Below are 24,054 nucleotides of genomic sequence, written 5' to 3'. Positions count from 1 at the left end.
GCACGAAATTCCTACCCGTCTCATATTTGGAGCAAATATGTCCCGCGTTTTGCACTTTGTCCTGGCGCTTGCTGTTGTGGCGCTGCTTGCCCTGCTCGTAAGCAGCGATCGCAAGAAGATCCGCATTCGTTTTGTTATTCAACTGCTGGTGATTGAAGTTTTACTGGCCTGGTTCTTCCTGAACTCTGATATTGGCCTCGGCTTCGTTAAAGGCTTCTCCGAGATGTTCGAAAAACTGCTCGGTTTCGCCAACGAAGGGACTAACTTCGTCTTCGGTAAAATGAATGATGAAGGTCTGGCGTTCTTCTTCCTGAAGGTGCTGTGCCCGATTGTCTTTATTTCCGCTCTGATTGGTATTCTGCAACACATTCGTGTGCTGCCGATCATTATCCGCGCCATCGGTACGGTGCTGTCCAAAGTGAACGGCATGGGCAAACTGGAGTCGTTTAACGCTGTCAGCTCCCTGATTCTGGGCCAGTCTGAAAACTTCATCGCCTACAAAGACATTCTCGGCAAAATGTCCCGCAACCGCATGTACACCATGGCAGCGACCGCAATGTCGACTGTTTCAATGTCCATCGTCGGCGCGTACATGACCATGCTCCAGCCGAAATATGTTGTTGCGGCGCTGGTGCTGAACATGTTCAGCACCTTTATCGTGCTGTCGATTCTCAACCCGTACCGCGTGGATGAGAGCGAAGAAAACCTGCAAATGGCGAAGCTGCACGAAGGCCAGAGCTTCTTCGAAATGCTGGGTGAGTACATTCTGGCGGGCTTCAAAGTTGCCATTATCGTTGCGGCCATGCTGATTGGTTTTATCGCCCTGATTTCCGGTCTGAACGCGCTGTTCGCCGCCGTGCTGGGCATCTCCTTCCAGGGGATTCTGGGTTACATTTTCTACCCGATTGCCTGGGTGCTGGGCGTGCCGGCTCACGAAGCGCTGCAGGTTGCCAGTATCATGGCGACCAAACTGGTGTCCAACGAATTTGTGGCGATGATGGATCTGCAGAAAATCGCGGCGAACCTCTCTCCGCGCTCAGAAGGCATCCTGTCCGTGTTCCTCGTCTCCTTCGCAAACTTCTCGTCTATCGGCATTATCGCCGGTGCCATCAAAGGCCTGAATGAAGAACAAGGTAACGTGGTTTCCCGTTTCGGTCTGAAACTGGTGTATGGCTCCACGCTGGTGAGCGTGCTGTCTGCGGCTATCGCTGCGCTGGTTATCTGATTGCCACAGGCTAAAAAAAACCGGGGTCTTCCCCGGTTTTTTATTCGGTTTTTGCCAGCGGTAGCGGTTTACCCAACAAATACCCCTGCAAGTAATCGACGCCAGCATTCAGCAACAATTCGCGCTGCGCTTCATTCTCCACATACTCCGCAACAACAGTCAGCGATTTCGCTTTTGCCAGTTCGCATATCGCTTTGACGATCATTGCATCCTGTTTGTCCTGCAAAATATCGCGGACAAAACAGCCGTCGATTTTAATGATATCCGCCTGCAACCCTTTCAAACGTTCAAAGTTGGCATAGCCAGTGCCAAAATCATCAATCGCGATTTTGAAGCCAGCTTTTCGCAACTGCTTCATATTTTGGATACTCGCTTCTGAATTAGAAAAGGCCTGTTCTTCCGTTATCTCAATAATTACCTGCCGCGGAGAGACGTCATAGCGCGCGAAAAGAGCCAGAAATTGTGCAGCAAACTCTCTTTGCATCAGGGTGAGTGGCATTAAATTAACCGAAAAACGTGCAGCATCGCCTGGCTCAGGATGCGCCTGCATCCACTGAAGCAGACACTCAATAACCTGCATATCAAACCGGGCGCCAAGGTTGAACTGGGCGATAACAGGTATAAATAAATCCGGCGTAATCAATTCACCCTGCGCAACCAGCCGGGTGAGGATCTCTTTGTACCCCTTCCCCTCAGCATTCACTATCGGCTGAGCAAACAGAACAATGCCATTTTCCTCCAGCGCACATTTCACCTTGTTTAGCTGTAACACGCGCTCCGTAGTCTGGTCGGTTACCTCTTGCAAACTGTTTGTGAGTGCCAGAACCTGCTGCTCCGCACTGGCCTGTTCTGAAAGCCAGCTTAACTGGCCCAACGTCTGGTGCAGTGCTTCGCCCGAGCCCTGTAACTCCCCCCAGGATGCGCCAAACTCAATATCCAGGGCGGTATTGTTCCAGTAAATTCGGCGGCTGTTCAGGTAATCCAGCATATGGTGCAAGCGCGATAATATTTCCGGCCCATTGAGCATCAACAATAACTCGCTGCCCGGAAGCTGGAAAAAACGTTCGCCTTTATGTAACAGAGGCTGAAGTTCGCGGGTGACGCTACGTTTCACATGGACACGCATCATCAGACCAAAATGGCGGCTGAGGAATTCCAGATTTTTCATATGCAAACAGCACACCACGCTGTTTGGCTGCTGTTCCATCTGCTGTTCCAGCGCGCGCAAATTGGGCAAACCCGTTAAGGGATCGCTCATCGCCTGCACCTCCCAGCGCGCTTTCAGCCACTCACTACGGTTAAAAACGCGCATCATATAAAGCATGCAGATGGTAAAGCTGATAAAAACGGACATGACAAATGCCAGGGGATAATCGGAACGCACGCCATGTAAAAAATTCTCGTTGTATGCCAATAGCATAAACGCCGCAATATCCCAGCTTAATAACAACAACGTTGAACTTAATTTGCTGATACCAAAGGTGAATAGAATAAAAATAACAGGCACTAAATAACCAGCAATATAATCATTTTTATATGGCACACATAAAATAGTCACAATAGCGACCAGCGAAACAATCCAACTTAATGTAAATACACGATTCTTTTTCGAAAAACATGGCCCAATACTTCTTAACCATAATGCACGGGCAAACCGAGGATTGATGATCATCCGTAAAAAGTAATACGCACAAGTGGTAAAAATAACCGCAGAGCAAATCAGACTTTGAATATCGATAATAGAATAAACAACTGATGCAGGGCCAAAATAATTAGACAAACTAAACGGATAGTTAAACCAAACGCCAGCGGTATACATCGAAATTTTTATACCTATGGGGGCAATAACACCTAACCACAGGATACGAGTGCCCATGTCTTTAGCTCTGTTTGTCAGGCTATACCGCCAGCGGGAGCCTAGTTGCCAGCGAACCACACCGCAGAACAGAAACACAAAAAATAACTGACAAACCAGAAGCACGGCTGCCTCGGCATAAGATAAATGAAAAAAAGCCTCATTTACCAGAGCAAAACCAATAATAACAGGCAGTATTCCATGTCGTCCGAATAAAAAAATGATTGCCAGCGATACACTTAACGGTAACCAGGCAAGATAAACCTCGCTGGCGTCAACAAGAGTAACAGGAGAAATAAAACGGGAAACAGGGGTAGCTACCAGGCATAAAATTAACGCGAGGAAGAATTTTCTTATCGCACTGTATCGATTATGTTTCATCAGTATTAATGAAATGCTCTGGGCTGGTCAAAAAATGAAGAGCCGAGATAATAGGTTTATTTATTAAGCGAATCAAGCAATCAGCGGCTCGAATAACCGCCATTACTGACGCCTCACCGGAGGTTTGCTTATTAATGTATAGCAGAAAGAATTAACACAGCGCGGAATAAAACGAAAAAACCCCCGCGTAAACGCGAGGGTTTGAATTTTGGTGGAGCTAAGCGGGATCGAACCGCTGACCTCTTGCATGCCATGCAAGCGCTCTCCCAGCTGAGCTATAGCCCCACAATATGCCTTATGCGCCAATCCCGTTGGGTGCGGAATTTGGTGGAGCTAAGCGGGATCGAACCGCTGACCTCTTGCATGCCATGCAAGCGCTCTCCCAGCTGAGCTATAGCCCCATCGCGTAAAGCGTGTCGTGTTGACGGGCGGCATAATATGAATTCCCTTGCCAGGTGTCAACGGCAAAATCGCGCGGCATTATTCAATCGCTGAAAAAGCATGCAAATGAAAGACATTGCGAACGCCCTCGCAGCCAGTAGTTAAACATGTCACATTTTCCCGTAAAATGGTGCTATAACATAAGCCATTAATTACCCTTACAACAATTCGGGAAATTACATGCTCAAGGAACGAATGACGCCAGAAGAATTGGCCAGCCTTACAGGATACAGCCGACAAACCATCAATAAATGGGTGCGTAAAGAAGGCTGGGTGACTTCACCAAAACCCGGCGTACAAGGAGGTAAAGCCCGTCTGGTCCATATAAATGAACAAGTCCGCGCATTTATTCGCAGCGCACAGCGCACTGAAGACCAACCAAAAACCACGCTTACCGCCAGCGATACCTCACTTGAGGCATTATTAATCCGGCTGGCAAAAGAGATGACCGACGCAGAGCAAAAACAACTCTCTTCACTTTTATTACGCGACGGCATTACCGGCTTGTTGCAACGTCTGGGGCTGCGCGATCAAAAATAATATGATGAAATTACCTAACAAAATGACCACCGAAGAATTAGCGGAGTTTCTCGGTGTCGCCAGACAAACGGTAAATCGTTGGATCCGCCAGCAAGGTTGGGAAACAGAACCGTTACCCGGAGTCAAAGGCGGTCGCGCCAGGCTAATTCACCTCACCAAAGAGGTGCGCAGTTTCATTATGAAAACGCCCTCTATGCGCCATCAAAATTCTTCCTATTCTATTGCCGAACCCGCGCCGGTTTATGCCAGTGGAAATAGCGCACTGCATGAAATTATCAAAGTGCTGCAAAACATGACCGCGGAGGAACAAAAGCAGCTTTCGACGCTGCTGGCGCGCGAAGGTATTAGCGGGCTCTTGAGCCGTTTAGGTATCGAGAAAACACCGGCAGAATAAAAAACGGCCTTACGCAGGCCGTTTTTTTGTCTGTTTTCCATCAATGGGTATGCTGATGATTCTCCCGCCGGTACGCACCCGGCGGCAGATTAAAGGTGCGGGTAAAGATGCGCGTAAACGTCTGCTGCGAATCAAAACCGTACTTCAGGCAGATATCGTAAACCCTCTGATCGGTATTACGTAAATCACGCGCAGCAAGAGATAATTTGCGCGTGCGAATATAGCGCCCCAAACTCTCCCCTTTATATTGCAAAAAAAGCCGTTGCAGATGCCATTTGGAATAGCCCGCATGCGCTGCAATATCATCAATACGTAACGGTTGATGGAGATTGTCGTCGATCCACTCGACGATGGTGTCGATAACCTGAGCGGAAATAGTCATACTGCGCTCCCCCTCTGCTCTTCGATTAATAAACGGGTTTATTCCCACCAGGCGCGGAAAACTTGCGCCGTGTCAGCCGCAAGCACCGGTTCGCCCAGCCTTGGTGTCAGTAAGCGATAGCTTTTGTCCCGGCTTGCTGCCGCCAGCCGTTTGTACGGATCGTCCCAGGTATGTTTTGCCAACACAAAACGCCCCGCATGGCCCGGCAGAACCGCACGAGCATTAAGTTCCTGCGCTGCCAGAGCGGTCTCTTCCGGCATCATGTGAATGTACTTCCAGTCTTCGTCGTACTGACCATTTTCCATAATCGCCAGATCAACCACGCCAAACTGTTCGCCAATTGCTTTGAAATGCGGGCCATAACCGCTATCGCCGCTGTAATAAACGTTTTGCGTGGCGGTAGTGAACATAAAGCTGGCCCACAATGTCTGATTACGTTTCAGACCGCGCCCGGAAAAGTGGCGCGCGGGTAAAACGTGCACCGCCAAATTGTCGCTCACCACCACTTTCTGCTGCCAGTCAGCTTCCTGAATGATTGCCGGATCCATTCCCCAGTAACGCAGGTGCGAGCCCACGCCGAGCGGCGTCACCACTTTTTTGATTTTCGGCATCAGCGCCTTGATGGTGGCGTAATCCAGATGGTCATAGTGATCGTGCGAAATAATCAGCAGATCGATCTCCGGCATGTTTTGCGCCGTCCAGAGATCGTTACCGGCAAACGCCTTATTGAGAAATGAAAACGGCGCCGCGTAATTACTCAGGATCGGATCGATCAGAATGCGCTTGCCCGCCAGGTGCAAATACCAGGACGAATGCCCCATCCACACCAGCGTATCCTGCTCAAGCGGCAGGCTGGCGAGATCGGTGTTCACCGTCGGTAACGGTTGCTGCGGGCGCGCGTTCTCGCGTTTAGTGACCAGAAAATCCCACCATGCTGCCAGCATATTTTTCTTTCCGGTGAAACCCGGCGTCGGCAACTGGTTTTGAAACTTCCCGTCACGATAATGCGGTGATTTTTCGACTTCACTAAGCTGTTCGCCCTGCGGGAGTTGGCCAAATTCGGCATTCAGAACAAAGGGTAAACTTGCGGCAGAGGCAACGAGCATAACAAGAACCACGCTGAAAATGAGACGCTTCATATCCTGACCCGACAAAATCGATCCATTCCGTAGATACGACGCTGGTTAAACTTGATTATGAGTGAGTAAGCACTCATTATAGAAAGCAACGCTCAACCGTCAAGATCATTTTTTTCTTTGACATTCGACGTTGCAGCGGTACAGAGGGCATGTTTCAATCGTGGTTTTTACAATGTGAGAGGAAAAGTGTAGTGGCTCGTCCAAAGAGTGAAGATAAAAAACTGGCGTTACTGGAAGCGGCTACCGAAGCCATTGCACAATCGGGGATCGCTGCCTCCACCGCGTTAATTGCCCGCAATGCGGGTGTCGCGGAAGGGACGCTGTTTCGCTACTTCGCCACCAAAGACGACCTGCTCAACGCGCTTTACCTGCATCTGAAAAGCGATCTGTGCGGCACCATGCTGGCGAATATCGATCTCTCGATCAACGATTCCAGGCACCATACGCAATGCATCTGGAACAGCTATATCGACTGGGGCATCCGTCACCCGAATGGCCACTGCGCCGTGCGCCAGATTGCCGTCAGCGACAAACTCACCGACGCAACCCGCCAGCAAGTCGCCGAAATTTTTCCGGAACTGCATGAGCTATGCCATCGTTCGGTACGGCCAGTGTTTCTGACCGATGAATACTCCCCTTTTGGCGATGCAATTTTCCTGTCGATGGCGGACACCACGATCACCTTCGCCAGCCGGGATGCTTCTCGCATCACCGAATTTAAGCGCCTTGGCTTCGAAGCCATGTGGCGTGCGCTGGCCATTGAGGAAAATAATGGACAGTAAAACGCTGCAAGCGAGCGCGCACCGTATTGCGCTCGAACTGCCGTTCACCGAACATTGCTGGCCGTTTGGCCCGGAACATGATGTGTTCAAAGTGTGCGGGAAGATTTTTATGATGACCACCACCGCACACGGCAGGCCGATGGTGACGATGAAAGCCGAACCGCAAAAATCACTGCTCAACCAGCAGATCTACCCCAGCATTGAGCCGGGGTATCACATGAACAAAAAACACTGGATTTCCGTATTCGCTGGCGACGACATCGACGAATCGCTGCTCGCGTTCCTGATTCAGGAATCATGGGATCGCGTGGTCGACGGCTTACCGCGCAAAGATCAAAAGCGTCTGCGTCCTTAAGCGTTTTCCGCCAGCCAGCTCAACGCCTTTTCACCGGCCTCATCCACTGGCAGATATACCAGCAACCGCGAGCCGTTACGCGGTGCTGAGTACCAGTACATTTGCTGAAGAGAAAACTCGCCAAGCTGCGGATGGTTAAAGATTTTGATCTTATTTTCCACGCCGCGCACGTCCAGATGCTTGCGCCACAACGCTTCAAATTCCGCCGATGCCGCACAAAACCGCGCCAGCTTCGCTTCCCACACCGCATCACCCCGGTGTTCGGCCATGGCCGCGCGGAAATAGGCAACAAAAGTCTGTAATACGCTCTCATCATAGCCAAGCCGGGTACGCCATTGCGGGTGGGTGAGATAGAGATAAATACAGTTGCGATCTTCTTCGGGGATTTCGCTGAAATTAACGCCCATCAGGCGCTCAAAACCGGCATTCCACGCCACAATGTCAAAGTTGGTTTTCTGAATGCTGGCCGGTTGTGGCAGCAGACTATCCAGCAAGCGCCGGGTGCCTTCACTGATGCCTTCACACTGCGGCGTATTCAGCGCTTCCGTCGGTGTTAGCCCGGCCAGCAAAAACAGATGGCGGGTTTCCGTTGGCGAACACTGCAACGCAGCGGCAATCGCCTGCAATACGCTAGCGGAAGGATTGACATCCCTGCCCTGTTCAAGCCAGGTGTACCAGGTGACCCCCACATCCGCCAGCAGCGCCACCTCTTCACGCCGCAGCCCCGGCGTGCGCCGGCGCGTACTGCGCGGCAGCCCCAGTCGCTGCGGATCGAGGCTTTCCCGCCGCGCGCGTAAAAACGCACCAAGCTGTTTGCGGTTCTCATCGAGCACCGTCAGTTCCGGAACCTTTTCGACCATCAGCGTCATAACCATCTCCAGCATGGTAGTGCCAGTACCAGTATAGGCAAGAACTGGTACCCGTTTTTCTGTTAAGCGATGCTACGTCCATCCGATGAATGACGCAATGGAGTTACCATGAAAACGTCTGCTGTTTCGCCGGGCCGGGCAGGCCTGTTCCTTCTGCTGACCGGGCAGATGCTGCCATTGATTGACACCTCAATTACCAATGTCGCGCTCGACTCCATCACCCTATCGCTGCACACCAGCGCCACGCAGCTGGCGCTAATTGTCGCGCTGTACGGCGTGGCTTTCGCCGTCTGTCTGGCGATGGGCAGCAAACTGGGGGACAACTTCGGGCGCAGGCGAATTTTCTTATGGGGCGTGGCCCTGTTTGGTATCGCTTCGCTGCTCTGCGGGCTGGCAAATTCGGTCTCCGCACTGCTTGCCGCGCGCACGCTACAAGGCATGGGCGCGGCGCTGATTGTGCCGCAGATCCTCGCGACATTGCATGTCACGCTAAAAGGTACCGCCCACGCGCGCGCCATCAGTCTCTACGGCGGTATTGGCGGCGTGGCGTTTATCATTGGTCAGATGGGCGGCGGCTGGCTGGTCTCGGCGGATATCGCCGGTCTTGGCTGGCGTAACGCCTTTTTTATCAATGTACCCATTTGCCTGCTGGTGCTGGCGCTCAGCCGCCGCTATGTGCCGGAAACGCAGAGCGAAACGCGCACGCGCATTGACTGGCAAGGCACCGTCGCGCTGGCGATGATCCTCTGCTGCCTGCTGTTCCCGCTGGCGCTTGGCCCGGAACTGCACTGGCCGTGGGAAACGAAAGCCGCGCTGCTGGCACTGATTCCGCTGGCATGGTGGATGCGTACAAGCGCATTAAAACAGCAGCAAGCGGGTTTAATGCCGCTGCTACCACCGCGCTTACTTAAGCTGCACAGTATCCGTTTCGGGCTGCTGATTGCGTTGCTGTTTTTTAGCGCGTGGTCGGGTTTTATGTTCTGTATGGCACTGACCCTGCAAGCCGGGATGGGCATGACACCGTATCAGTCGGGCAACAGCTTTGTCGCGCTGGGCGTCGCCTATTTTGTCTCCGCCTGGTATGCGCCCAAAATGATTGGTCGCTATAACATGCGCACCATTTTGTTAACCGGGTTGGTAATTCAGGTCAGCGGCCTGCTGGCATTAATTGCCACCCTGCAACTCTCAGGTCAAATGGTGGGTGCGCTGGCGCTCGCGCCGTCTACCGCGCTGATTGGCTACGGCCAGGCGCTGATTGTGAATAGCTTTTACCGCATCGGCATGCGTGATATCACCACCCAGGATGCGGGCGCAGGTAGCGCACTGCTCAGCACGTTACAACAAGCGACGCTCGGCCTGGGTCCGGCGCTGCTCGGCGGGTTGTTTTTGCATCTTGTTGGTCAGTCGCAAGGCAACTACAGCACGGCGCTGAGTGGTTTTCTGGCAACAGAAGTGGTGATGATGCTGGTACTGGCGGCAGCGGCAGTGAGCGCACGCCATCAACTGGCACCGCGCTGCCCGGCTAACTCCTGATTAGCGCTACCCGCTGGCGCAAAAAGGGGATAAGGTCATCTCTTTGTTAACAAAGGGAGCGCCGTAGTGGAACTTGAAATTTACCAGGTGGACGCGTTCAGCACGCGTCCTTTTTCCGGTAATCCGGCAGCGGTATGCATTACGCCGCAAGGGCTGGAAGCCGCGTTAATGCAGCAGATAGCCGAAGAGATGGCGGTATCCGAAACCGCGTTTTTAAACCTTGCGGATAACAACCTGCGCTGGTTTACACCACAGGCTGAAGTTGATTTATGCGGTCACGGCACACTGGCGACCGCGCATATCCTGCGCCAGAACGGGCGACTTGCACAGGGCGCTGCGATCACCTTTCACACCCTTTCCGGCCCGCTGACGGCAACCGCCGTGCCCCAGGGCATTGAGCTTGATTTCCCCCTACTGACACCGACCATGCAGCCCGAAGCGCCAGCGGAATTACTGAAGGCGCTCGGGCTGGCACATGCGCAGGTGGGTGGCTACGGTATGTTCGGCGCGAAACAACTGGTGGTGGTAGAGGATGCGCAGGTAGTCTACGCACTCAAGCCTGATTTTGCGGCGCTTCGTGCCTTGCCCGGCCGCGGCGTGGCGGTCACCGCGCCCGGTCAGAATGAGTATGATTGCGTCTCGCGCTACTTCGCTCCGTGGGTCGGGGTGAATGAAGATCCGGTGACCGGCTCCGCACACTGCGCGCTGGCAGCCTACTGGTCTGCAAGGCTGGGTAAGCGCTCGCTTACCGCCTACCAGGCCTCACCGCGCGGCGGCGTTTTAGTGCTGGCGCTCAGGGAAAAGGGACGCGTGCTGATTGGTGGTAGTGCGCATACGGTGCTGGTCGGCACGTTACGGCTTTGAAGGTAGACGCACAATCATCCGCCAGCGGAACCAAATCTGCGCCAGCAGGATCAACACGCCGCCAAGGATTTTTTGCAGCGGTAAGCGCTCCCCGTACCAAATCGAAGCGGCAATCACCGTCAGTAACGGTTCCAGCACCATAATGATGGCAGCGCTGGCGACGGCGGCATATTTTTGCCCTTGAAGTTGCAGGCCAAAGCGCAGGCTTGTGGCAATTAAAATGCTGGCCGCCAGCCACATCGCCGTGGTGCTGGTAAAGGGTTGCGTCCAGGACTCAAACAACGCAGAAATCACCAGCCCGGCAATGCCGGTGATCGCCAGTTGTACCGCCGTGAGCGGCAGCAGCGGCACTTCTCTGGCGCAGCGGCTGGTGTAGCAAAAATAGATCGACTGCACGAACGCCGTCAGCAAAAACCAGCCCTGGCTGGCATGAAACGTGATGGGCATATGCAGGCTCAGCAGCGCTAAGCCAACAATGGCGACCGGCAAACACTCCCAGTAAGCGCGCGCCGGGCGGTTTTTTAGCATAACCCAGGCCACCAGCGGCACGAACAGCATCGACAGGCTCATGATAAATGCCCCCTCGCCCAGCGATGGCGTGGTCGACACCGACCAGATCCACAGGCAGAGGTTGAGCGCCATCCATAAGCCGCTTATCACCACCTGGCGCACTTTTTCCAGCGCGATGCGTTGCCCACGGCAAAACGGCAACAGCACCAGCGCCGCGCCAAAAAAGCGCAGCCCAAGAAAGGCGAAAACCGGCATCCCGCTAATCGCTTCGCGTGAGAAAATCCATCCGCATGCGGCGATCACTGTGGTCAGAACCAGAAATAAATCAGCTTGTCGTTGCCGGGTCATGGCAAGGCTCCCAGGGCAATAAAAAAGCCAGCGCGGCGGCTGGCGAAATCTTTACACACATCATGCCTGAAATATCAGGCGCTGGCGCGGGAAATATAACGCCAGTCCATGATGACGCTTTCTGGCGGGCTATCCGGGTTATCAATGCGGTTCAGCAACAGCCGTACTGCTTCGCGCCCCATCGCCTGCGACGGTTGCTCAATGGTGCTGAGCGGCGGCGTAACCATCTCTGCCAGTTCAGTGCCATCGAACCCGACCACCGCGATATCCTGCGGCATTGTCAGCCCGGCTTCATGGATCGCCAGCAGCGCCCCGGCGGCCAGCGTATCGGAAACGGCAAACACTGCGTCCGGACGTTCCGGCACATTAAGCAGGTGTTGCATGGCGTTTTTCCCGGCGCTGAAACTTAAATCTCGCGCGTATTCCACGTTTTCATAGCGCAGGCGTTTTGCCTGCAAACCGCTCCGGTAGCCGCGTTCACGCAGCCGGGCATACTTATAATTCAAATCGTGGTTAATCATAGCAATGCGCTGGCAGCCGCGCTCAACTAACCGGTCAATCACGCAGCGGGCGGCGTCGACATCGTTAATGCCCACGCAGGAGACATCGCCGTCATCGGCGTACTCGGCGCATTGCACCCAGGGCGCGGCACCAATTAGGGTGGCCAGTTCCGGCAATTTTGCACACGCATCCATGGTGATGATGCCGTCAACAATCTTGCCCGACAGCAGGTTGAGCGCTGAGCGCGAACGCGCCATGTCCGCACCGGAGTTACACAGCAGGATGCGGTAACCGTTTTTTTCCGCCGCTTCTTCAATCCCCTTCACCACTTCGGCGCAAAACGGGTTAGCGATGTTAGAGACTAACACCAGAATCATTGAGCTGCGTGCGGTACGCAACTGGCGGGCTAATAAGTTGGGTTGGTACTGACATTCCTTGATGGCCTGCAGGACACGTTCGCGATTTTTCGGTTTCACCGATTCGCTGTTATTCAGCACACGTGAAACCGTTGCAACGGAAACGCCCGCCATCCTGGCAATTTTTTGAATCGACATAACAACAACATACCCTGCAATAAGCACGTAAGGTTCGAGGCTATCACAGTTACATCATCGACACATCTCAAGCCCGGCGAGCAGCAGCCCGCCGGATCTGGTAGGGGATCGCGCGAGTTACCCGCGCTTCGGCGTACGGCGCAGTACTTTGAACGCCACAAACAGGAACACAATCCACACCGGCAGCAGAACTGCTGACAGGCGCATATCGTCCATGGTGCACATCAATACGAGGATCATCAGCATGAAGCCAATGCACAGATAGTTGCCCGCCGGGAAGAGCAACGCTTTAAACTGCGGATCGCGCCCTTTGCGGCGCATCGCCGCGCGGAATTTCAGGTGCGCCAGCGAAATCATGATCCAGTTCAGCAGCAGCGTCGCCACCACCAGCGCCATCAGCATCGCGAAAGCTTTTTGCGGCAGCAGATAGTTGACCAATACCACCAGCGAGGTGATAGCCCCCGACAGGAACAGGGAATTTACCGGCACGCCACGGCGGCTGACGCGTGTCAAAAACGCCGGCGCATTGCCCTGTACCGACAAACCAAACAGCATACGGCTATTGGAATAAACACCGCTGTTATAGACCGACAGGGAAGCCACCAGAATGACGAAATTGAGCGCAGATGCCACCAGATTGCTGTCCAGTTCGTGGAAAATCATCACAAACGGGCTGCTATTGGCTTTAACGTCAATCCACGGATAGAGCGCCAGCAGCACAACCAGTGAGCCGATATAGAAAAGTAAAATGCGGTACACCACCTGGTTAACCGCTTTCGGAATGGTGGTGTGCGGTTCGCTGGCTTCGGCGGCGGTAATACCGATAAGCTCCAGACCGCCAAACGAGAACATAATTACCGCCAGCGCGAGAATAAGCCCGTGCCAGCCGGTGGCGAAAAAGCCGTTATAGCGCCAGAGGTTATCGAAGCTGGCACGCTCGCCGCCGTGACCGGTAAACAGCATCCACAAGCCAAAGCCAATCATGCCGATAATTGCCAGCACTTTGATTAGCGCGAACCAGAACTCGGTTTCGCCGTACAAGCGCACATTAACGAGATTGACGGCGTTGATGATGACAAAGAAAGTGGCGGCCCAAATCCAGGTCGGCACGTCCGGGAACCAGTACTGCATGTAAATACCGGCGGCGGTCAGTTCCGCCATTCCCACCAGCACAAACATCGCCCAGTAGTTCCAGCCAGAGAGGAAACCGGCGAACGGCCCCCAGTATTTGTAGGCAAAATGGGAAAATGAACCGGACACCGGCTCTTCAACCACCATTTCACCGAGCTGGCGCATAATCAAAAACGCGATAACTCCGGCAATGCCGTAGCCCAGCAAAACAGCAGGCCCGGCCATCTGAATAGCGGGGCCAATACCCAGAAAAAGCCCGGTGCCAATCGCGCCGCCCAGCGCAATCAGCTGAATATGGCGGTTTTTTAAACCTCGTTGTAGTGTCGGCCCTGCTTCCGATGCGGCATCGGTGCTGCTTCCCGCTGCCTGTGACGCGTTTTTCACGTCCTTCCCCTTTGTGGTTTCATTTAAAGGGGCACCTTTTAACATCTCCGCTGTGGGCTGGCAAGAAATGAACCCCTGAGCGGCAACGCGCAAAACGTGCGCTTGCGTTTAAACCGTCAGGATCTCAATATCCTCTGCGCGAAAGGCTTGATGCAGCGCTTTGCTAAGATCGGTTTCGACCACCAGCACATCGATCTGCTGGCTGGCGGCCACAATGTAGCGAGCGACGGCCGGGATCTTATTTGACGTTAATGCCACCACCACCTGGTTGCTGCGGGCGATCACCGCTTTTTTAAATTCGCAGTCGGCGTAATCAAACCCGGTCAGCCCCATCTCCGGCGTCATCGCGCAGCCACCGATAAACGCCTGATCGAAAATGATGCTGTTAAGCTGGCTGATGGCCGGGCCGCTCACGCAACCGCCGGTGCTGCTCTGCACCAGACCACCCAGCATGATCACTTCACAATGCGGATGTTTACACGCGGCAGCGGCGATTTCCGGTGAGTTAGTCACCACCGTCAGCTTTAGCTCTGGCGGCAGCGCTTTCGCCAGCTCAAGATTGGTGGTGCCGGTATCAATAAATACGCAGCTACCGGGCTTGAGCAGTTGCACGCAGCGCTGCGCGAGGATGCTTTTTTTTGCCCGGTCCTGCTCTTTTCTTTCCGTAAAGTTCCCGGCGGTTTCCAGTTGCAGTACCGCGCCGCCATACACTTTTTTGCAGATGCCCGCTTTACTCAGCTCCTGCAAATCCCGGCGAATGGTGTGCTCTGAAACCCGCAATTCAACGGCCAGTTCCGCACACACCACCCGTCCCAGCGCCTGCAGACGCTGGCGGATCAGATCTTGTCGTTGGTCCGGAAAAGCTGCATAATCGAGCATTAATCCTCTTTATAAAATTCTAATCGAGCAACAATGAGCATAATCATGCAAATGAATTACGCTGTCAATTCCCATCCCCTACGCCCTGGAGGTCAACTTGAACATTGCCCATGTCGCACTCTGGACACGCCATCTCGACGCACAGCGCGCATTCTGGCGCGACTTTTTTTCCGCCACCAGTAATGAGAAATATGTCAGTCAAAACCGCGCCGGTTTTGCATCCTACTTTATGTCGCTGCACAACGGGCCAACCATTGAACTCATGACCGTGCCGGAGCTGGCCGATGCGCCGAACGCCGCAGAATTTGTTGGCTGGGCGCACATTGCAATTAATGTCGGAGATGTCGGGGCGGTGGATGAGATGGCAGAAAAAGCCCGTCAGCAGGGCCGGTTAGCCAGCGCTGCGCGATGGACGGGGGATGGTTTTTATGAAGCCGTGATTCTGGACCCGGATAATAACCGTATCGAACTGGTTGCCAGTTAAGAAAGGCAGAGAGCCTGTTGCCAGGCTCCCTGTTGAGGTTACGCTTCGAGGCGGAACTGATGCACCGTCTGCGCCAGTTGCTGCGCCTGATCTTCAAGCGAAGTTGCTGCCGCAGCCATTTGCTGCACCAGCGAGGCGTTTTGTTGCGTAACCCCGTCCATTTCATTGACGGCAATCGTCACCTGGCTAATGCCTTTGGCCTGCTCATCCGAGGCGCTGACAATCTCATTGATGATGGTCTGCACGGAATTCACCGCCTGCGTCATCTCCTGCATGGTGTGACCGGCGTCGTTCACCAGTTGCACCCCGGCTTCGACGCGTTTGCTGGACTCCTCAATCAACGCGCCGATATCTTTCACCGCATCGGCGCTGCGCTGCGCCAGGTTGCGCACTTCAGACGCCACCACCGCAAAGCCACGCCCTTGTTCACCAGCACGCGCCGCCTCTACCGCGGCGTTCAACGCCAGGATATTGGTCTGGAAAGCGATGCTGTTGATGATCGCCGTGATATCGCCGATTTTCTTCGCGCTGTCGTCAATTTTCGCCATCGTTTCCACTACCTGACCGACCAGCGTTTCACCCCGGCTGGCAATCTGCGTGGCATTGGCGGTCAGCGCCGTCGCCTGGTGGGCGTTGGCGGCGTTATGTTTCACCGTGGCGCTAAACTGCTCCATACTGGCGGCGGTCTGCTCCAGCGCTGCAGCCTGCTGTTCAGTACGTGAAGAGAGGTTAATGTTGCCGCTGACAATCTCGCCGGCCCCCTGACGCACTGAGTCACTGGCTTCTTTGATCTGCCCGACAATCTGCCGTAGCTGCGCCTGCATGGTATGCAGGGCATAGAATAGGCTGCTGCGATCGTTACCTTTCACCGGGATGGTGTTATCGAGTTTGCCGTCCGCAACCGCCAGGGCGATATTCGCCCCTTCCAGCGGCTCGCCACCAATCGGTTTCAACACTTTACGGCTGAAGATCAGGCCGAGCAGCGTACACACCAACAGAATGCTGATAACCCCCAGAACAATGGCGTACGTCAGTTGACGGTTGGCCGCCGCCATCACCGAACTCACCGGCGCAACGACGCCGAGATACCAGTTATCGGTACTATTGCCGATAGACACTGGTTGCCAGGTAATCAGCGCTTTTTCGCCGAGGATCGGATCATCTTGTTCCACCACATTACTGGTAAAGCCATCCGTTTTACCGGGGTACGGCTTGCTGGTCAGGTTTTTATCCGGGTAGGAAATCACCTTCCCGGCAGTAGAGAGCAGCACCGCATAGCCGCCCCCTTCCCACGGTTTAATCTGATTCACTTTCTGCTGCAATGAGGCCAGCGAGATATCCGATGTCACAACGGCATGCAGTTTGCCACCGCTGACAATCGGTGCTGCCACTGAGGTCAGCAGCGTCGGCACACCGTTATAGGCATAGCTGTAAGGCTCAATTAACGTGTCTTTCTGGCTTTTTTGCGGCAGCAGATAGTAGTCGCCCTGACCTGGCGTAAAGATCGATGTTAACGGGTGGAGCTTAAAATTACCGGATTGATCGTGATCGACAAAGAAGGCATAGCGGCCTTTGGGTGCCTGATCGGGTTTATCCGCGAACTCGGCATCGCGACCGTCATAAGCGTTGTCTTCAAAAATAACCGAGATAGAGAGATAGTCAGGATTATCGCGCAGGGCGGAGATAAGCAGTTTATCTGCCGCCTGGCGGTCAGTTATCCCGGCTTCTGGCAAGGCAATCATACTGTGACCGAGGTTATGCGCCACATCACGGGCATAATTCAGCTGTTGCTGGATAGTCAGCGCCTGGCTTTCCGCAATTTTTTGCAGATATTGTTCGGCGAGGTGTTTTTGTTCACTGCTGGACTGCCAGCTCAGTACCCCGATGGTTACCACAAAACCGAGGGTGATGGTGATGGCTCCCGTCAGCAACATTTGCGCGCGGGTGCTCATTTTTTTGGTCACAAATTCTCTGGCCATTACGGCTCTCCTGGAGTCAGCCTTTTACGTCATCTTCCTTTCAGCACGAACTCCCTGTGAGATCTCTATCGGCGGTTATTTTTTGATCTTTAATTGTTAGTGAAAGTGTTATTGCGCGGTAAAAACGCTTTTTAAAGCGAGAAACGGCAGCCTGCATGGACCAGGGAATGTAGTGGCAGTTAACTTGTCGGTCGCCGTGGATTACAACAGAGCTTTACGCTGAGGACGCGAGAGATCACGATTTCGATTAAGGCTCAAGAACGCAAGAGAGGCAGCCCCGGCAGCACGCCAGGGCGGGAGGGATTAGCCGCGATCGTCTTTCGGGCCGAGGAAATAGAACCCAAAAGGGAGCGAACCAATGATGGTGAACATCAGACTGTAGATGGCAACCCATGCGCCCTGCATGATAAACATCGTTACCGTCCAGGATTCCATCGGCAAATTGTACTGATCTTCAACGCCCTCGAAGGTCACTTTCGAAATGACGCTCACGGCAACCAGGAATACAATCACCACCGCAATGATAAATTTTTTCCCCTCGCGGGTACGTAATTTTTCCAGCATATAAACCTCCTGTCATGTGGCTTTTCTGTGCCGCGAGTGTAACCGATCTGCTGCCTGGTTGTTGTGAAAAATCAGGAAAAAGGCCATTTGCGCGAAACCATGACAAACCCTTGTGACACCTCATCGTGCTGCTTTTAGCCATTAACACGGAGAAAACAATGAGTAAGGAAATCCCGATACGCTGCTTTTCCATATCCCTGTTTGTGCTGTGCAACTTTGCTGCGGGCTGGCGCGTTCTGCTGCTTAAACGCAGCGGTAACATGCTCAACGGTCAGTGGTGCCAGATTGCGGGCGGCATCGAACACGCTGAAACGGCCTGGCAAACCGCGTTGCGTGAAGCCCGGGAAGAGACGGGCTTGCAACTTAGCGAACTCTATTCCGCCGACTGCTGCGAGCAGTTTTACGAAGCGCACCGCGACGCCATCACCGTCGCGCCGGTGTTTGTTGCGTACGTCGATGAAGCCTGCGAGATAACGCTCAACCACGAGCACAGCGAATACCGCTGGGTCAGCTTTGCTGACGCCCACGAATTGCTTACTTTTCCTGGCCAGCGCAAAACACTCGACTGGGTAAAAACACATTTCGCGGATAGCTCGCCCTCGCCGCTGCTAAAAATGCCTTCCACGCTTTAAGCGCGCCTTTTTTATACTATTTTTATCGCCGCGTATTTCCTTTTTACGCGGCGTTTATATCAAAATAAAAAGCGCTCTTTTATGCTGAGTTCACCGCCAAATGGCCTGACAGAAAGAAAAATATGAACTCGCTGATGACTATTCCACTGCTGAAAAATATCCGCACTTTTTTTACCACCACACCATTTCCAACACCGTTACATTCGCGATCGGCATTGATGGTTGATCAGGAAATCAGGCTACTTCAGCAGAATTTTTCTCACGAAATCAAAGCGTATCTGAACGAACACCCGGAAACAAAACACGTTGATATTTATCTGAACGATACCCACGGCACATTCCGGGGGAAAAGAGTCGCCGTCGAAAACTTATTTTCACTCAGTCAGGGCTGTTATTTTCCGCAATCTGTCTACGCCATGGATCGCGAAGGGAAAATACTCACCTCTTCCCCCGACAGACTTATTAATGAAGAGCCTGATAATTTATGTTTACCCGTTTCCGGCACGCTACGCCCAGGCGCGCACGATCCGCGCCATAACGCGCAATTATTATTAACCATGCTCGACAGCGATAATATGCCCTGGCCGCTTGAGCCAAGAGTCATCCTGCAAAATGTGCTGCGTCAGTTTCATCAACATGGCCTTTACCCGGTGGTGGCTGCGGAAATGGAGTTCTACCTTGTAGACCCCGCCGCAGAACAGAACCGCCCGCAGGGCTGTTTTCATCTGGCCGTGCCGTCGGCCTATTCTGCGTTTATTGAGGAACTGGAAAACATGGCGGCAGCGCAGCGTCTTCCCTTATCCGGCATCGTTAGCGAAGCCGAAGTCGGGCAGTTTGAACTGAATATGTGCCATTCATCCAATGTCGTGGAGAGTTGCGAGCAGGTGCTGGCACTGCGCAAACTCACCGATACCATAGCTGAGAAATTTGGCTATCAGGCCAATTTTATGGCGAAACCCTTCTCAGAACTGGCCGGTAATGGCCTGCATTTTCACGTCAGCCTTAATGACACAAATGGCGACAATGTGTTTGCCAGCCCGGCGGAGGCACCCAATGAGATGGTACGGCTCTCCCTTGCCGGCATGCTGGAACTGATGCCCGCGTCGCTGGCAATCATGGCGCCGGGCGTGAATGGGTTCAGGCGGTTGCGTAAGAATCTGGACGAACCGCTTTTTCACTCCTGGGGTTACAACAAGCGCAACGCCGCACTGCGCATTCCCTGCTCTGATGCTCGCAACCGGCGCATCGAATATCGCCTGGCGGGCGCGGACGCCAACCCCTATCTGGTCATGGCGACATTACTGACCGGTATGTTATACGGCCTGGAACGTATTGATGACGACGCACTGGCAAACTTCACCCACGCCTCGCCCGATCTGCCGTTATTCCAGCAACCCGCGCTGGAGGTGTTTCACCAGTGCGCTTACCTGGCCGACCATTTAGGCAGCGCGTTTTGCGAACAGTGGTACCACGGCAAAATGGCAGAACTGAATGCGTTTGAGCGCATTGTCACGACGGAAGAATTGTCTTTCAGCCACTAATTACCATTGCCTCACAGGAAGTTGTTGCGCGGAAGCGTCACATCCCCCTCCCCCAGCGGGCGCTGCATCAAAACGGTATCCAGCCAGCGCCCGTGCTTCATGCCGACGCTTTTCAGCGTGCCGATAACCACAAAACCGGCGCGACTGTGCAATCGTAATGAACCTTCATTTTCGCTGTTGCCGACATTGGCGATGAGCTGGCGGTAACCGTTTTGCTCCGCCCAGGCCACCGCACGGGCGAGTAGCGCTTTGCCTGCGCCTTGCTGGCGGAAACTGTCATCAACATAGATGGAATCTTCCAGCGTGTACTGGTACGCCCGCCGCTCGCGGTAGCGCGATAAATAACAGTAGCCCCGAACTTGTCCGTCATGCACGGCGACATACCACGGCAATCCATTGCGGCGGGTTTTCGCCAGCCGCGTACGCATTTCATCCACGTCCGGCGCTTCGGTTTCAAACGTGGCGTTACCGTGCGTCACGTGATAAGCATAAATCTGCACAATCGCGCTAAGATGATGTTCTTGCGCGTCAATAATTTCCATAAACTGTTCCCCGTTTGATGATATCAACAGGCTACCGGTAACGCCGCCCGCGCGGCACCAGGCTGCGCTTATCACCGTTATAAGGAAAACTTTGCCATGCCACACTTCAGCTTTGACCAGTTAGCAACGTTTAAGCTGGTGCTCGCCCGGGGAAGTTTTACCGCCGCCGCAGAGGTGTTAGGCATTTCGCAACCCGCCGTCAGCCTGCAAATCCGCCAGCTTGAACAGGCCCTGCACGTCCGCCTGATTGAACGTTCCGGGCGCGGTTTGCGTGCTACTGCCGCCGGAGAAACCTTTCTCGCGCATTGCGCGGAGATCGAAAATGCCGTCAGCGCCGCGGTGCAGTCTGTGGCGCAGCATCAGCATACTGTCAGCGGCAGCGTGACGATTGGCACCGGCGCGACGACCTGCATTCACTTGTTGCCGCCGTTACTGCAAAGGTTGCACCGCGATTTCCCGCACCTGTCAGTCGGAGTCCGCACCGGCAACACCAGCGATATCGTACGCGCGGTGGAAGAAAACCGTATCGATATCGGCCTTGTGACGCTGCCTGCCAGCGGGCGCAATCTGGCGATTTCACCCTTATTTACCGAAGAATTTGTGGTGATCGCAGCCCACGACGTTGACGGCGTTTTATCGCCGACACCGGCATCGCTTGCGCCCCTGCCGCTGATTGTTTTCGAATCCGGCAGCAGCACGCGCCTGCTCATTGAACAGTGGTTTAGCGCAGGCGGTATCGCTCTCGCGCCGGTGATGGAGCTGGGCAGTATTGAAGCGATAAAACGCATGGTACGTGCCGGGTTGGGTTACAGCATCGTACCCGGCGTAGCGGTTCAGGCTGAAGAGGACCGCCAGGGCTTGCGCGTACACCCGGTGCAGCCACCGCTACAGCGCCAGTTAGCGCTGGTGATGCGTCAGGACAAAGTGGTGAGCCGGGGAATGCGGGAAGTGTTGAATAGCCTGCAACAGGCGGGCATCACGCCCGCCGGATAAAACAACGATCAGAAATCGTAACTCATTGAGACTTTAACGGTACGCGGGTCGCCCTGGTAAATATAGGTGCCGTTGTCTTCCACGCTGGCCCAGTATTTCTCATTGGTGACGTTATCCACGCCCACGCGCCAGACCATCTCATTTTTCTCCGCATTGAGCTGCATACGGTAGCGCAGACCGAGATCCAGCGTGGTGTAGCTGTCGAGTTTACGGGTATTGCTGGTGTTCACATATTGTGAACCGGTGTAGTTCACGCGTGCCGTGGCGGTCAGGCCATCGACCGGTTTGATGTCATACTCGGCCCCCATCACCCCATAGAACTTCGCGACACCAATGGGGCGGTTGCCCTGATTGATACCATCTTTGGTTTTCGTCAGTTCCGCATCCAGCCAGGTCGCGCTGCCATTCAGGCGCAGACCGAGCACCGGCTCACCGAACAGATTCAGCTCCACGCCACGGTTACGCTGCTCTCCGTCCAGCCCGTAAACATTGGTCGTGCTGTTAAGAATGCCGGTCGGCTTTTTGATTTCAAACAGCGCCAGCGTACCGCCCATGCGGCCAAAGTCCGTTTTCACGCCGATTTCGTTCTGTTTAGAATGCGCAATTCCTACGCTTTGGTAGCGGTTTTCTGCCGTTTTCGGCGCCACGCCGCCCGGCTGGAGCGCTTCGGTATGGTTGGCGTAGAAAGAGACAACATCCCACGGCTTATAGACCACGCCGTAAGTCGGCATCCAGCGATCCTGGGTATAACGCGCAGTGGTGGTTTCCACACCGGTGGCATTGCTGTAGTTGCGCACCCACAGTTTCTGGTGACGCGCGCCCACGGTAAACAGCAGTCGGTCCTCAAATACGCCGAGGGTGTCGCTCAGGGTATAACCCTGCGAGCGGTAACGCGCGGTTGTCAGCGGGTCACTGTATTTACCGCTATGGGTCAAATTGTCCGGCAGTGGGATCGCCGAGGGATCATAAATATTCACCACCGGCAGATTTTTTTGATCGGACTGGGTCCAGGCTACGCGATCGCGCTTGATGTTCGCCGAATAACCGACGTTCACTTTATGGGAAACAAAACCGGTATCGACGTTACCGCGCAACCCGGTCATGCCGCTCCAGGAGTCGGAAATACGCACCGTATCCATGCGGCTGAAGGTGGCGTCACCGTTTTTATTGAACAGCTTAGGTGCGCCGTACGTGCCGTCTTCATGAGCATGCTGACCGCCGAACGCGCCGTAAACTGTCCAGTCATCGGTCAGATCGTATTCCGCGCGAGCCAGGCCAAATTCGTTTTCAATATCGCTGTGCGCCCAGCGCTGGCTGTAGTTTTTGCGGGTATCCGGCAGCGTCGGAATAAAGTCGACGGCGCTGATATTGACGCCCATTTCGCCGCCATGAACCGTTTTGTTCTGGTAACCGAGATCCAGCGACGTGCGCAAGCGCTCGCCACGATAATCCAGGCCAATGGATGCCGCCGTAGTGCGACGATGGTCATCTTTCACTGCGGCATCCCCTTCGCGGTGCAGCAGATTCATGCGTACGCCAAACTGGTTGTTATCGCCGTAGCGACGCCCGACATCCAGCGAACCGCCTACTTGCGAGCGGGTGGTGTAATCAACACCCACGCGGGTGAGCGGCGTGTCGTCGGCATGTTTCGGTTCGAGGTTAATCATCCCGCCAACCCCCGAACCCGCAGAACCGTTCATCAGCGCATTCGAACCTTTAAAAATCTCCACGCGCTCCAGCATCTGGGTATCGACAATCTGGCGCGGCACAATGCCCGCCAGACCGCCCATCAGCATGTCGTCACCATCAAGCTGAAAGCCGCGAATACGGTACGTTTCGGCGAAGTTGCCGTAACCCTGCCCAACCTGCACGCCCGCATCGTTGCTCACCACATCGGCGATAGTTTTCGCCTGTTGATCCTGCACGAGCTTCGAGGTGTAACCGATGACGTTAAACGGTACATCCATCGCTTTTTGCTCGCCCAGTACACCAAGGCGACCACCATGCGCCACTTGTCCGTCAAGAAACGCGGGAACCAGTTCACTGCCGCCGGGTCTGAAATCGCTGCCGGCGGCGGACTGCACGACAATGGTCTCCTCAGGCGTTGGTTTTACGCTGGCGTCAGCCGTCGCCGCCTGTGCGGTATGCGCTTGCGCGCCAATGGCCAGCGCAAGCAAGGTCTTGCGCAAAGGTATCGACTGTTTTGTGCGGTTTTTCATCATTGTTATCTATTGAAATAAAAAAGAAATGGC

23 protein-coding genes and 2 tRNA genes are annotated in these 24,054 nt (G+C 54.2%); 11 read left to right on the top strand and 14 right to left on the bottom strand.

Features of this window, described 5'->3' with window-relative positions; genetic code table 11:
- Window positions 1-37: 37 nt before the first annotated feature.
- Complete coding sequence (locus BN2591_RS09595) at window positions 38-1,225, top strand: NupC/NupG family nucleoside CNT transporter (RefSeq protein WP_020454603.1); 1,188 nt, start codon at window positions 38-40, stop codon at window positions 1,223-1,225.
- 40 nt (window positions 1,226-1,265) lie between these two features.
- Here BN2591_RS09595 and BN2591_RS09590 read toward each other — a convergent pair whose 3' ends face one another.
- The 3 genes from BN2591_RS09590 to BN2591_RS09580 all read right to left on the bottom strand — a co-directional run bounded on the left by BN2591_RS09590 (window position 1,266) and on the right by BN2591_RS09580 (window position 3,862).
- On the bottom strand, window positions 1,266-3,461 hold the full coding sequence (locus BN2591_RS09590; protein ID WP_086870950.1) for an EAL domain-containing protein: 2,196 nt from the start codon (window positions 3,459-3,461) through the stop codon (window positions 1,266-1,268).
- A gap of 209 nt (window positions 3,462-3,670) precedes the next feature.
- Window positions 3,671-3,746 (bottom strand) — tRNA-Ala (locus tag BN2591_RS09585).
- 40 nt (window positions 3,747-3,786) lie between these two features.
- Window positions 3,787-3,862 (bottom strand) — tRNA-Ala (locus BN2591_RS09580).
- A gap of 220 nt (window positions 3,863-4,082) precedes the next feature.
- Here BN2591_RS09580 and BN2591_RS09575 point away from each other — a divergent pair.
- Together BN2591_RS09575 and BN2591_RS09570 are read left to right on the top strand one after the other, a co-directional pair.
- On the top strand, window positions 4,083-4,442 hold the full coding sequence (locus tag BN2591_RS09575) for a YfeC-like transcriptional regulator (protein ID WP_086870949.1): 360 nt from the start codon (window positions 4,083-4,085) through the stop codon (window positions 4,440-4,442).
- A 1-nt stretch (window position 4,443) separates the two neighbouring features.
- The gene (locus tag BN2591_RS09570) at window positions 4,444-4,836 is read left to right on the top strand and encodes a YfeC-like transcriptional regulator (RefSeq protein WP_086870947.1); all 393 of its coding nucleotides are present in this window, start codon (window positions 4,444-4,446) and stop codon (window positions 4,834-4,836) included.
- Window positions 4,837-4,876: 40 nt separating this feature from the next.
- On the opposite strand, the gene BN2591_RS09565 is transcribed toward BN2591_RS09570, so the two are convergent.
- Both BN2591_RS09565 and BN2591_RS09560 read right to left on the bottom strand, forming a co-directional pair.
- The gene (locus tag BN2591_RS09565; RefSeq protein ID WP_086870945.1) at window positions 4,877-5,218 is read right to left on the bottom strand and encodes a RamA family antibiotic efflux transcriptional regulator; all 342 of its coding nucleotides are present in this window, start codon (window positions 5,216-5,218) and stop codon (window positions 4,877-4,879) included.
- A gap of 38 nt (window positions 5,219-5,256) precedes the next feature.
- A complete protein-coding gene (locus BN2591_RS09560; RefSeq protein WP_162494946.1) occupies window positions 5,257-6,372 on the bottom strand; it encodes an MBL fold metallo-hydrolase in 1,116 nt (371 codons plus the stop codon).
- 176 nt (window positions 6,373-6,548) lie between these two features.
- On the opposite strand from BN2591_RS09560, the gene BN2591_RS09555 reads away from it, so the two are divergent.
- The gene (locus BN2591_RS09555; protein ID WP_045513910.1) at window positions 6,549-7,139 is read left to right on the top strand and encodes a TetR/AcrR family transcriptional regulator; all 591 of its coding nucleotides are present in this window, start codon (window positions 6,549-6,551) and stop codon (window positions 7,137-7,139) included.
- Entirely contained in the window at window positions 7,129-7,494 is a 366-nt protein-coding gene (locus BN2591_RS09550) for an MmcQ/YjbR family DNA-binding protein (protein ID WP_086870942.1), read from the top strand. The genes BN2591_RS09555 and BN2591_RS09550 overlap by 11 nt, the downstream gene beginning before the upstream one ends.
- On the opposite strand, the gene BN2591_RS09545 is transcribed toward BN2591_RS09550, so the two are convergent.
- Entirely contained in the window at window positions 7,491-8,363 is an 873-nt protein-coding gene (locus BN2591_RS09545) for a helix-turn-helix transcriptional regulator (RefSeq protein WP_086871071.1), read from the bottom strand. The genes BN2591_RS09550 and BN2591_RS09545 overlap by 4 nt on opposite strands.
- A gap of 108 nt (window positions 8,364-8,471) precedes the next feature.
- Here BN2591_RS09545 and BN2591_RS09540 point away from each other — a divergent pair, with 108 nt between their 5' ends.
- Together BN2591_RS09540 and BN2591_RS09535 are read left to right on the top strand one after the other, a co-directional pair.
- Window positions 8,472-9,896: an MFS transporter gene (locus BN2591_RS09540; protein WP_086870941.1), complete on the top strand. Its 1,425-nt coding sequence runs from the start codon at window positions 8,472-8,474 to the stop codon at window positions 9,894-9,896.
- A 66-nt stretch (window positions 9,897-9,962) separates the two neighbouring features.
- Complete coding sequence (locus BN2591_RS09535) at window positions 9,963-10,760, top strand: PhzF family phenazine biosynthesis protein (protein WP_086870939.1); 798 nt, start codon at window positions 9,963-9,965, stop codon at window positions 10,758-10,760.
- On the opposite strand, the gene BN2591_RS09530 is transcribed toward BN2591_RS09535, so the two are convergent.
- The 4 genes from BN2591_RS09530 to BN2591_RS09515 all read right to left on the bottom strand — a co-directional run bounded on the left by BN2591_RS09530 (window position 10,749) and on the right by BN2591_RS09515 (window position 15,067).
- The gene (locus BN2591_RS09530) at window positions 10,749-11,618 is read right to left on the bottom strand and encodes a DMT family transporter (RefSeq protein WP_086870937.1); all 870 of its coding nucleotides are present in this window, start codon (window positions 11,616-11,618) and stop codon (window positions 10,749-10,751) included. The genes BN2591_RS09535 and BN2591_RS09530 overlap by 12 nt on opposite strands.
- 74 nt (window positions 11,619-11,692) lie before the next feature.
- Window positions 11,693-12,673, bottom strand: coding sequence for a LacI family DNA-binding transcriptional regulator (locus BN2591_RS09525; RefSeq protein ID WP_086870935.1), 981 nt, complete (start codon window positions 12,671-12,673; stop codon window positions 11,693-11,695).
- A gap of 117 nt (window positions 12,674-12,790) precedes the next feature.
- A complete protein-coding gene (pheP, locus tag BN2591_RS09520) occupies window positions 12,791-14,188 on the bottom strand; it encodes a phenylalanine transporter (RefSeq protein ID WP_086871069.1) in 1,398 nt (465 codons plus the stop codon).
- Between the two features lie 108 nt (window positions 14,189-14,296).
- On the bottom strand, window positions 14,297-15,067 hold the full coding sequence (locus tag BN2591_RS09515) for a DeoR/GlpR family DNA-binding transcription regulator (protein WP_086870934.1): 771 nt from the start codon (window positions 15,065-15,067) through the stop codon (window positions 14,297-14,299).
- A 97-nt stretch (window positions 15,068-15,164) separates the two neighbouring features.
- Between BN2591_RS09515 and BN2591_RS09510 the strand changes: the two genes are divergently transcribed.
- Complete coding sequence (locus tag BN2591_RS09510; protein ID WP_086870932.1) at window positions 15,165-15,551, top strand: VOC family protein; 387 nt, start codon at window positions 15,165-15,167, stop codon at window positions 15,549-15,551.
- A gap of 38 nt (window positions 15,552-15,589) precedes the next feature.
- Here the strand turns inward: BN2591_RS09510 and BN2591_RS09505 are convergent, their stop codons facing one another.
- Both BN2591_RS09505 and BN2591_RS09500 read right to left on the bottom strand, forming a co-directional pair.
- Complete coding sequence (locus tag BN2591_RS09505; RefSeq protein ID WP_065370421.1) at window positions 15,590-17,530, bottom strand: methyl-accepting chemotaxis protein; 1,941 nt, start codon at window positions 17,528-17,530, stop codon at window positions 15,590-15,592.
- A 303-nt stretch (window positions 17,531-17,833) separates the two neighbouring features.
- A complete protein-coding gene (locus BN2591_RS09500; protein WP_017458690.1) occupies window positions 17,834-18,094 on the bottom strand; it encodes a DUF2534 family protein in 261 nt (86 codons plus the stop codon).
- A 158-nt stretch (window positions 18,095-18,252) separates the two neighbouring features.
- On the opposite strand from BN2591_RS09500, the gene BN2591_RS09495 reads away from it, so the two are divergent.
- Both BN2591_RS09495 and BN2591_RS09490 read left to right on the top strand, forming a co-directional pair.
- Window positions 18,253-18,726 (top strand): NUDIX hydrolase, encoded by a 474-nt coding sequence (locus BN2591_RS09495; protein ID WP_017458691.1) that lies wholly within the window; start codon window positions 18,253-18,255, stop codon window positions 18,724-18,726.
- 122 nt (window positions 18,727-18,848) lie between these two features.
- A complete protein-coding gene (locus tag BN2591_RS09490; protein ID WP_086870930.1) occupies window positions 18,849-20,267 on the top strand; it encodes a glutamine synthetase family protein in 1,419 nt (472 codons plus the stop codon).
- 11 nt (window positions 20,268-20,278) lie between these two features.
- Here the strand turns inward: BN2591_RS09490 and BN2591_RS09485 are convergent, their stop codons facing one another.
- Window positions 20,279-20,809, bottom strand: coding sequence for a GNAT family N-acetyltransferase (locus BN2591_RS09485; RefSeq protein ID WP_086870927.1), 531 nt, complete (start codon window positions 20,807-20,809; stop codon window positions 20,279-20,281).
- Between the two features lie 96 nt (window positions 20,810-20,905).
- On the opposite strand from BN2591_RS09485, the gene BN2591_RS09480 reads away from it, so the two are divergent.
- Window positions 20,906-21,802, top strand: coding sequence for a LysR family transcriptional regulator (locus BN2591_RS09480; protein ID WP_086870925.1), 897 nt, complete (start codon window positions 20,906-20,908; stop codon window positions 21,800-21,802).
- Between the two features lie 8 nt (window positions 21,803-21,810).
- On the opposite strand, the gene BN2591_RS09475 is transcribed toward BN2591_RS09480, so the two are convergent.
- On the bottom strand, window positions 21,811-24,024 hold the full coding sequence (locus tag BN2591_RS09475) for a TonB-dependent receptor (RefSeq protein ID WP_086870923.1): 2,214 nt from the start codon (window positions 24,022-24,024) through the stop codon (window positions 21,811-21,813).
- Window positions 24,025-24,054: the final 30 nt, after the last annotated feature.

The organism is Kosakonia pseudosacchari (assembly GCF_900184035.1).
Taxonomy (GTDB): domain Bacteria; phylum Pseudomonadota; class Gammaproteobacteria; order Enterobacterales; family Enterobacteriaceae; genus Kosakonia; species Kosakonia pseudosacchari.
The sequence above is the reverse complement of the archived record's forward strand: the minus strand, read 5'-3'. Positions and strand labels throughout refer to the sequence as shown.

Coding starts and splice junctions, on each gene's coding strand:
- BN2591_RS09500 (WP_017458690.1), bottom strand. CDS start 18,094: ATGCTGGAAAAATTACGTACCCGCGAGGGGAAAAAATTTATCATTGCG.
- BN2591_RS09595 (WP_020454603.1), top strand. CDS start 38: ATGTCCCGCGTTTTGCACTTTGTCCTGGCGCTTGCTGTTGTGGCGCTG.
- BN2591_RS09485 (WP_086870927.1), bottom strand. CDS start 20,809: ATGGAAATTATTGACGCGCAAGAACATCATCTTAGCGCGATTGTGCAG.
- BN2591_RS09590 (WP_086870950.1), bottom strand. CDS start 3,461: ATGAAACATAATCGATACAGTGCGATAAGAAAATTCTTCCTCGCGTTA.
- BN2591_RS09570 (WP_086870947.1), top strand. CDS start 4,444: ATGATGAAATTACCTAACAAAATGACCACCGAAGAATTAGCGGAGTTT.
- BN2591_RS09540 (WP_086870941.1), top strand. CDS start 8,472: ATGAAAACGTCTGCTGTTTCGCCGGGCCGGGCAGGCCTGTTCCTTCTG.
- BN2591_RS09475 (WP_086870923.1), bottom strand. CDS start 24,024: ATGATGAAAAACCGCACAAAACAGTCGATACCTTTGCGCAAGACCTTG.
- BN2591_RS09575 (WP_086870949.1), top strand. CDS start 4,083: ATGCTCAAGGAACGAATGACGCCAGAAGAATTGGCCAGCCTTACAGGA.
- BN2591_RS09490 (WP_086870930.1), top strand. CDS start 18,849: ATGAACTCGCTGATGACTATTCCACTGCTGAAAAATATCCGCACTTTT.
- BN2591_RS09530 (WP_086870937.1), bottom strand. CDS start 11,618: ATGACCCGGCAACGACAAGCTGATTTATTTCTGGTTCTGACCACAGTG.
- BN2591_RS09545 (WP_086871071.1), bottom strand. CDS start 8,363: ATGACGCTGATGGTCGAAAAGGTTCCGGAACTGACGGTGCTCGATGAG.
- BN2591_RS09495 (WP_017458691.1), top strand. CDS start 18,253: ATGAGTAAGGAAATCCCGATACGCTGCTTTTCCATATCCCTGTTTGTG.
- BN2591_RS09515 (WP_086870934.1), bottom strand. CDS start 15,067: ATGCTCGATTATGCAGCTTTTCCGGACCAACGACAAGATCTGATCCGC.
- BN2591_RS09565 (WP_086870945.1), bottom strand. CDS start 5,218: ATGACTATTTCCGCTCAGGTTATCGACACCATCGTCGAGTGGATCGAC.
- BN2591_RS09505 (WP_065370421.1), bottom strand. CDS start 17,530: ATGGCCAGAGAATTTGTGACCAAAAAAATGAGCACCCGCGCGCAAATG.
- BN2591_RS09550 (WP_086870942.1), top strand. CDS start 7,129: ATGGACAGTAAAACGCTGCAAGCGAGCGCGCACCGTATTGCGCTCGAA.
- BN2591_RS09480 (WP_086870925.1), top strand. CDS start 20,906: ATGCCACACTTCAGCTTTGACCAGTTAGCAACGTTTAAGCTGGTGCTC.
- BN2591_RS09525 (WP_086870935.1), bottom strand. CDS start 12,673: ATGTCGATTCAAAAAATTGCCAGGATGGCGGGCGTTTCCGTTGCAACG.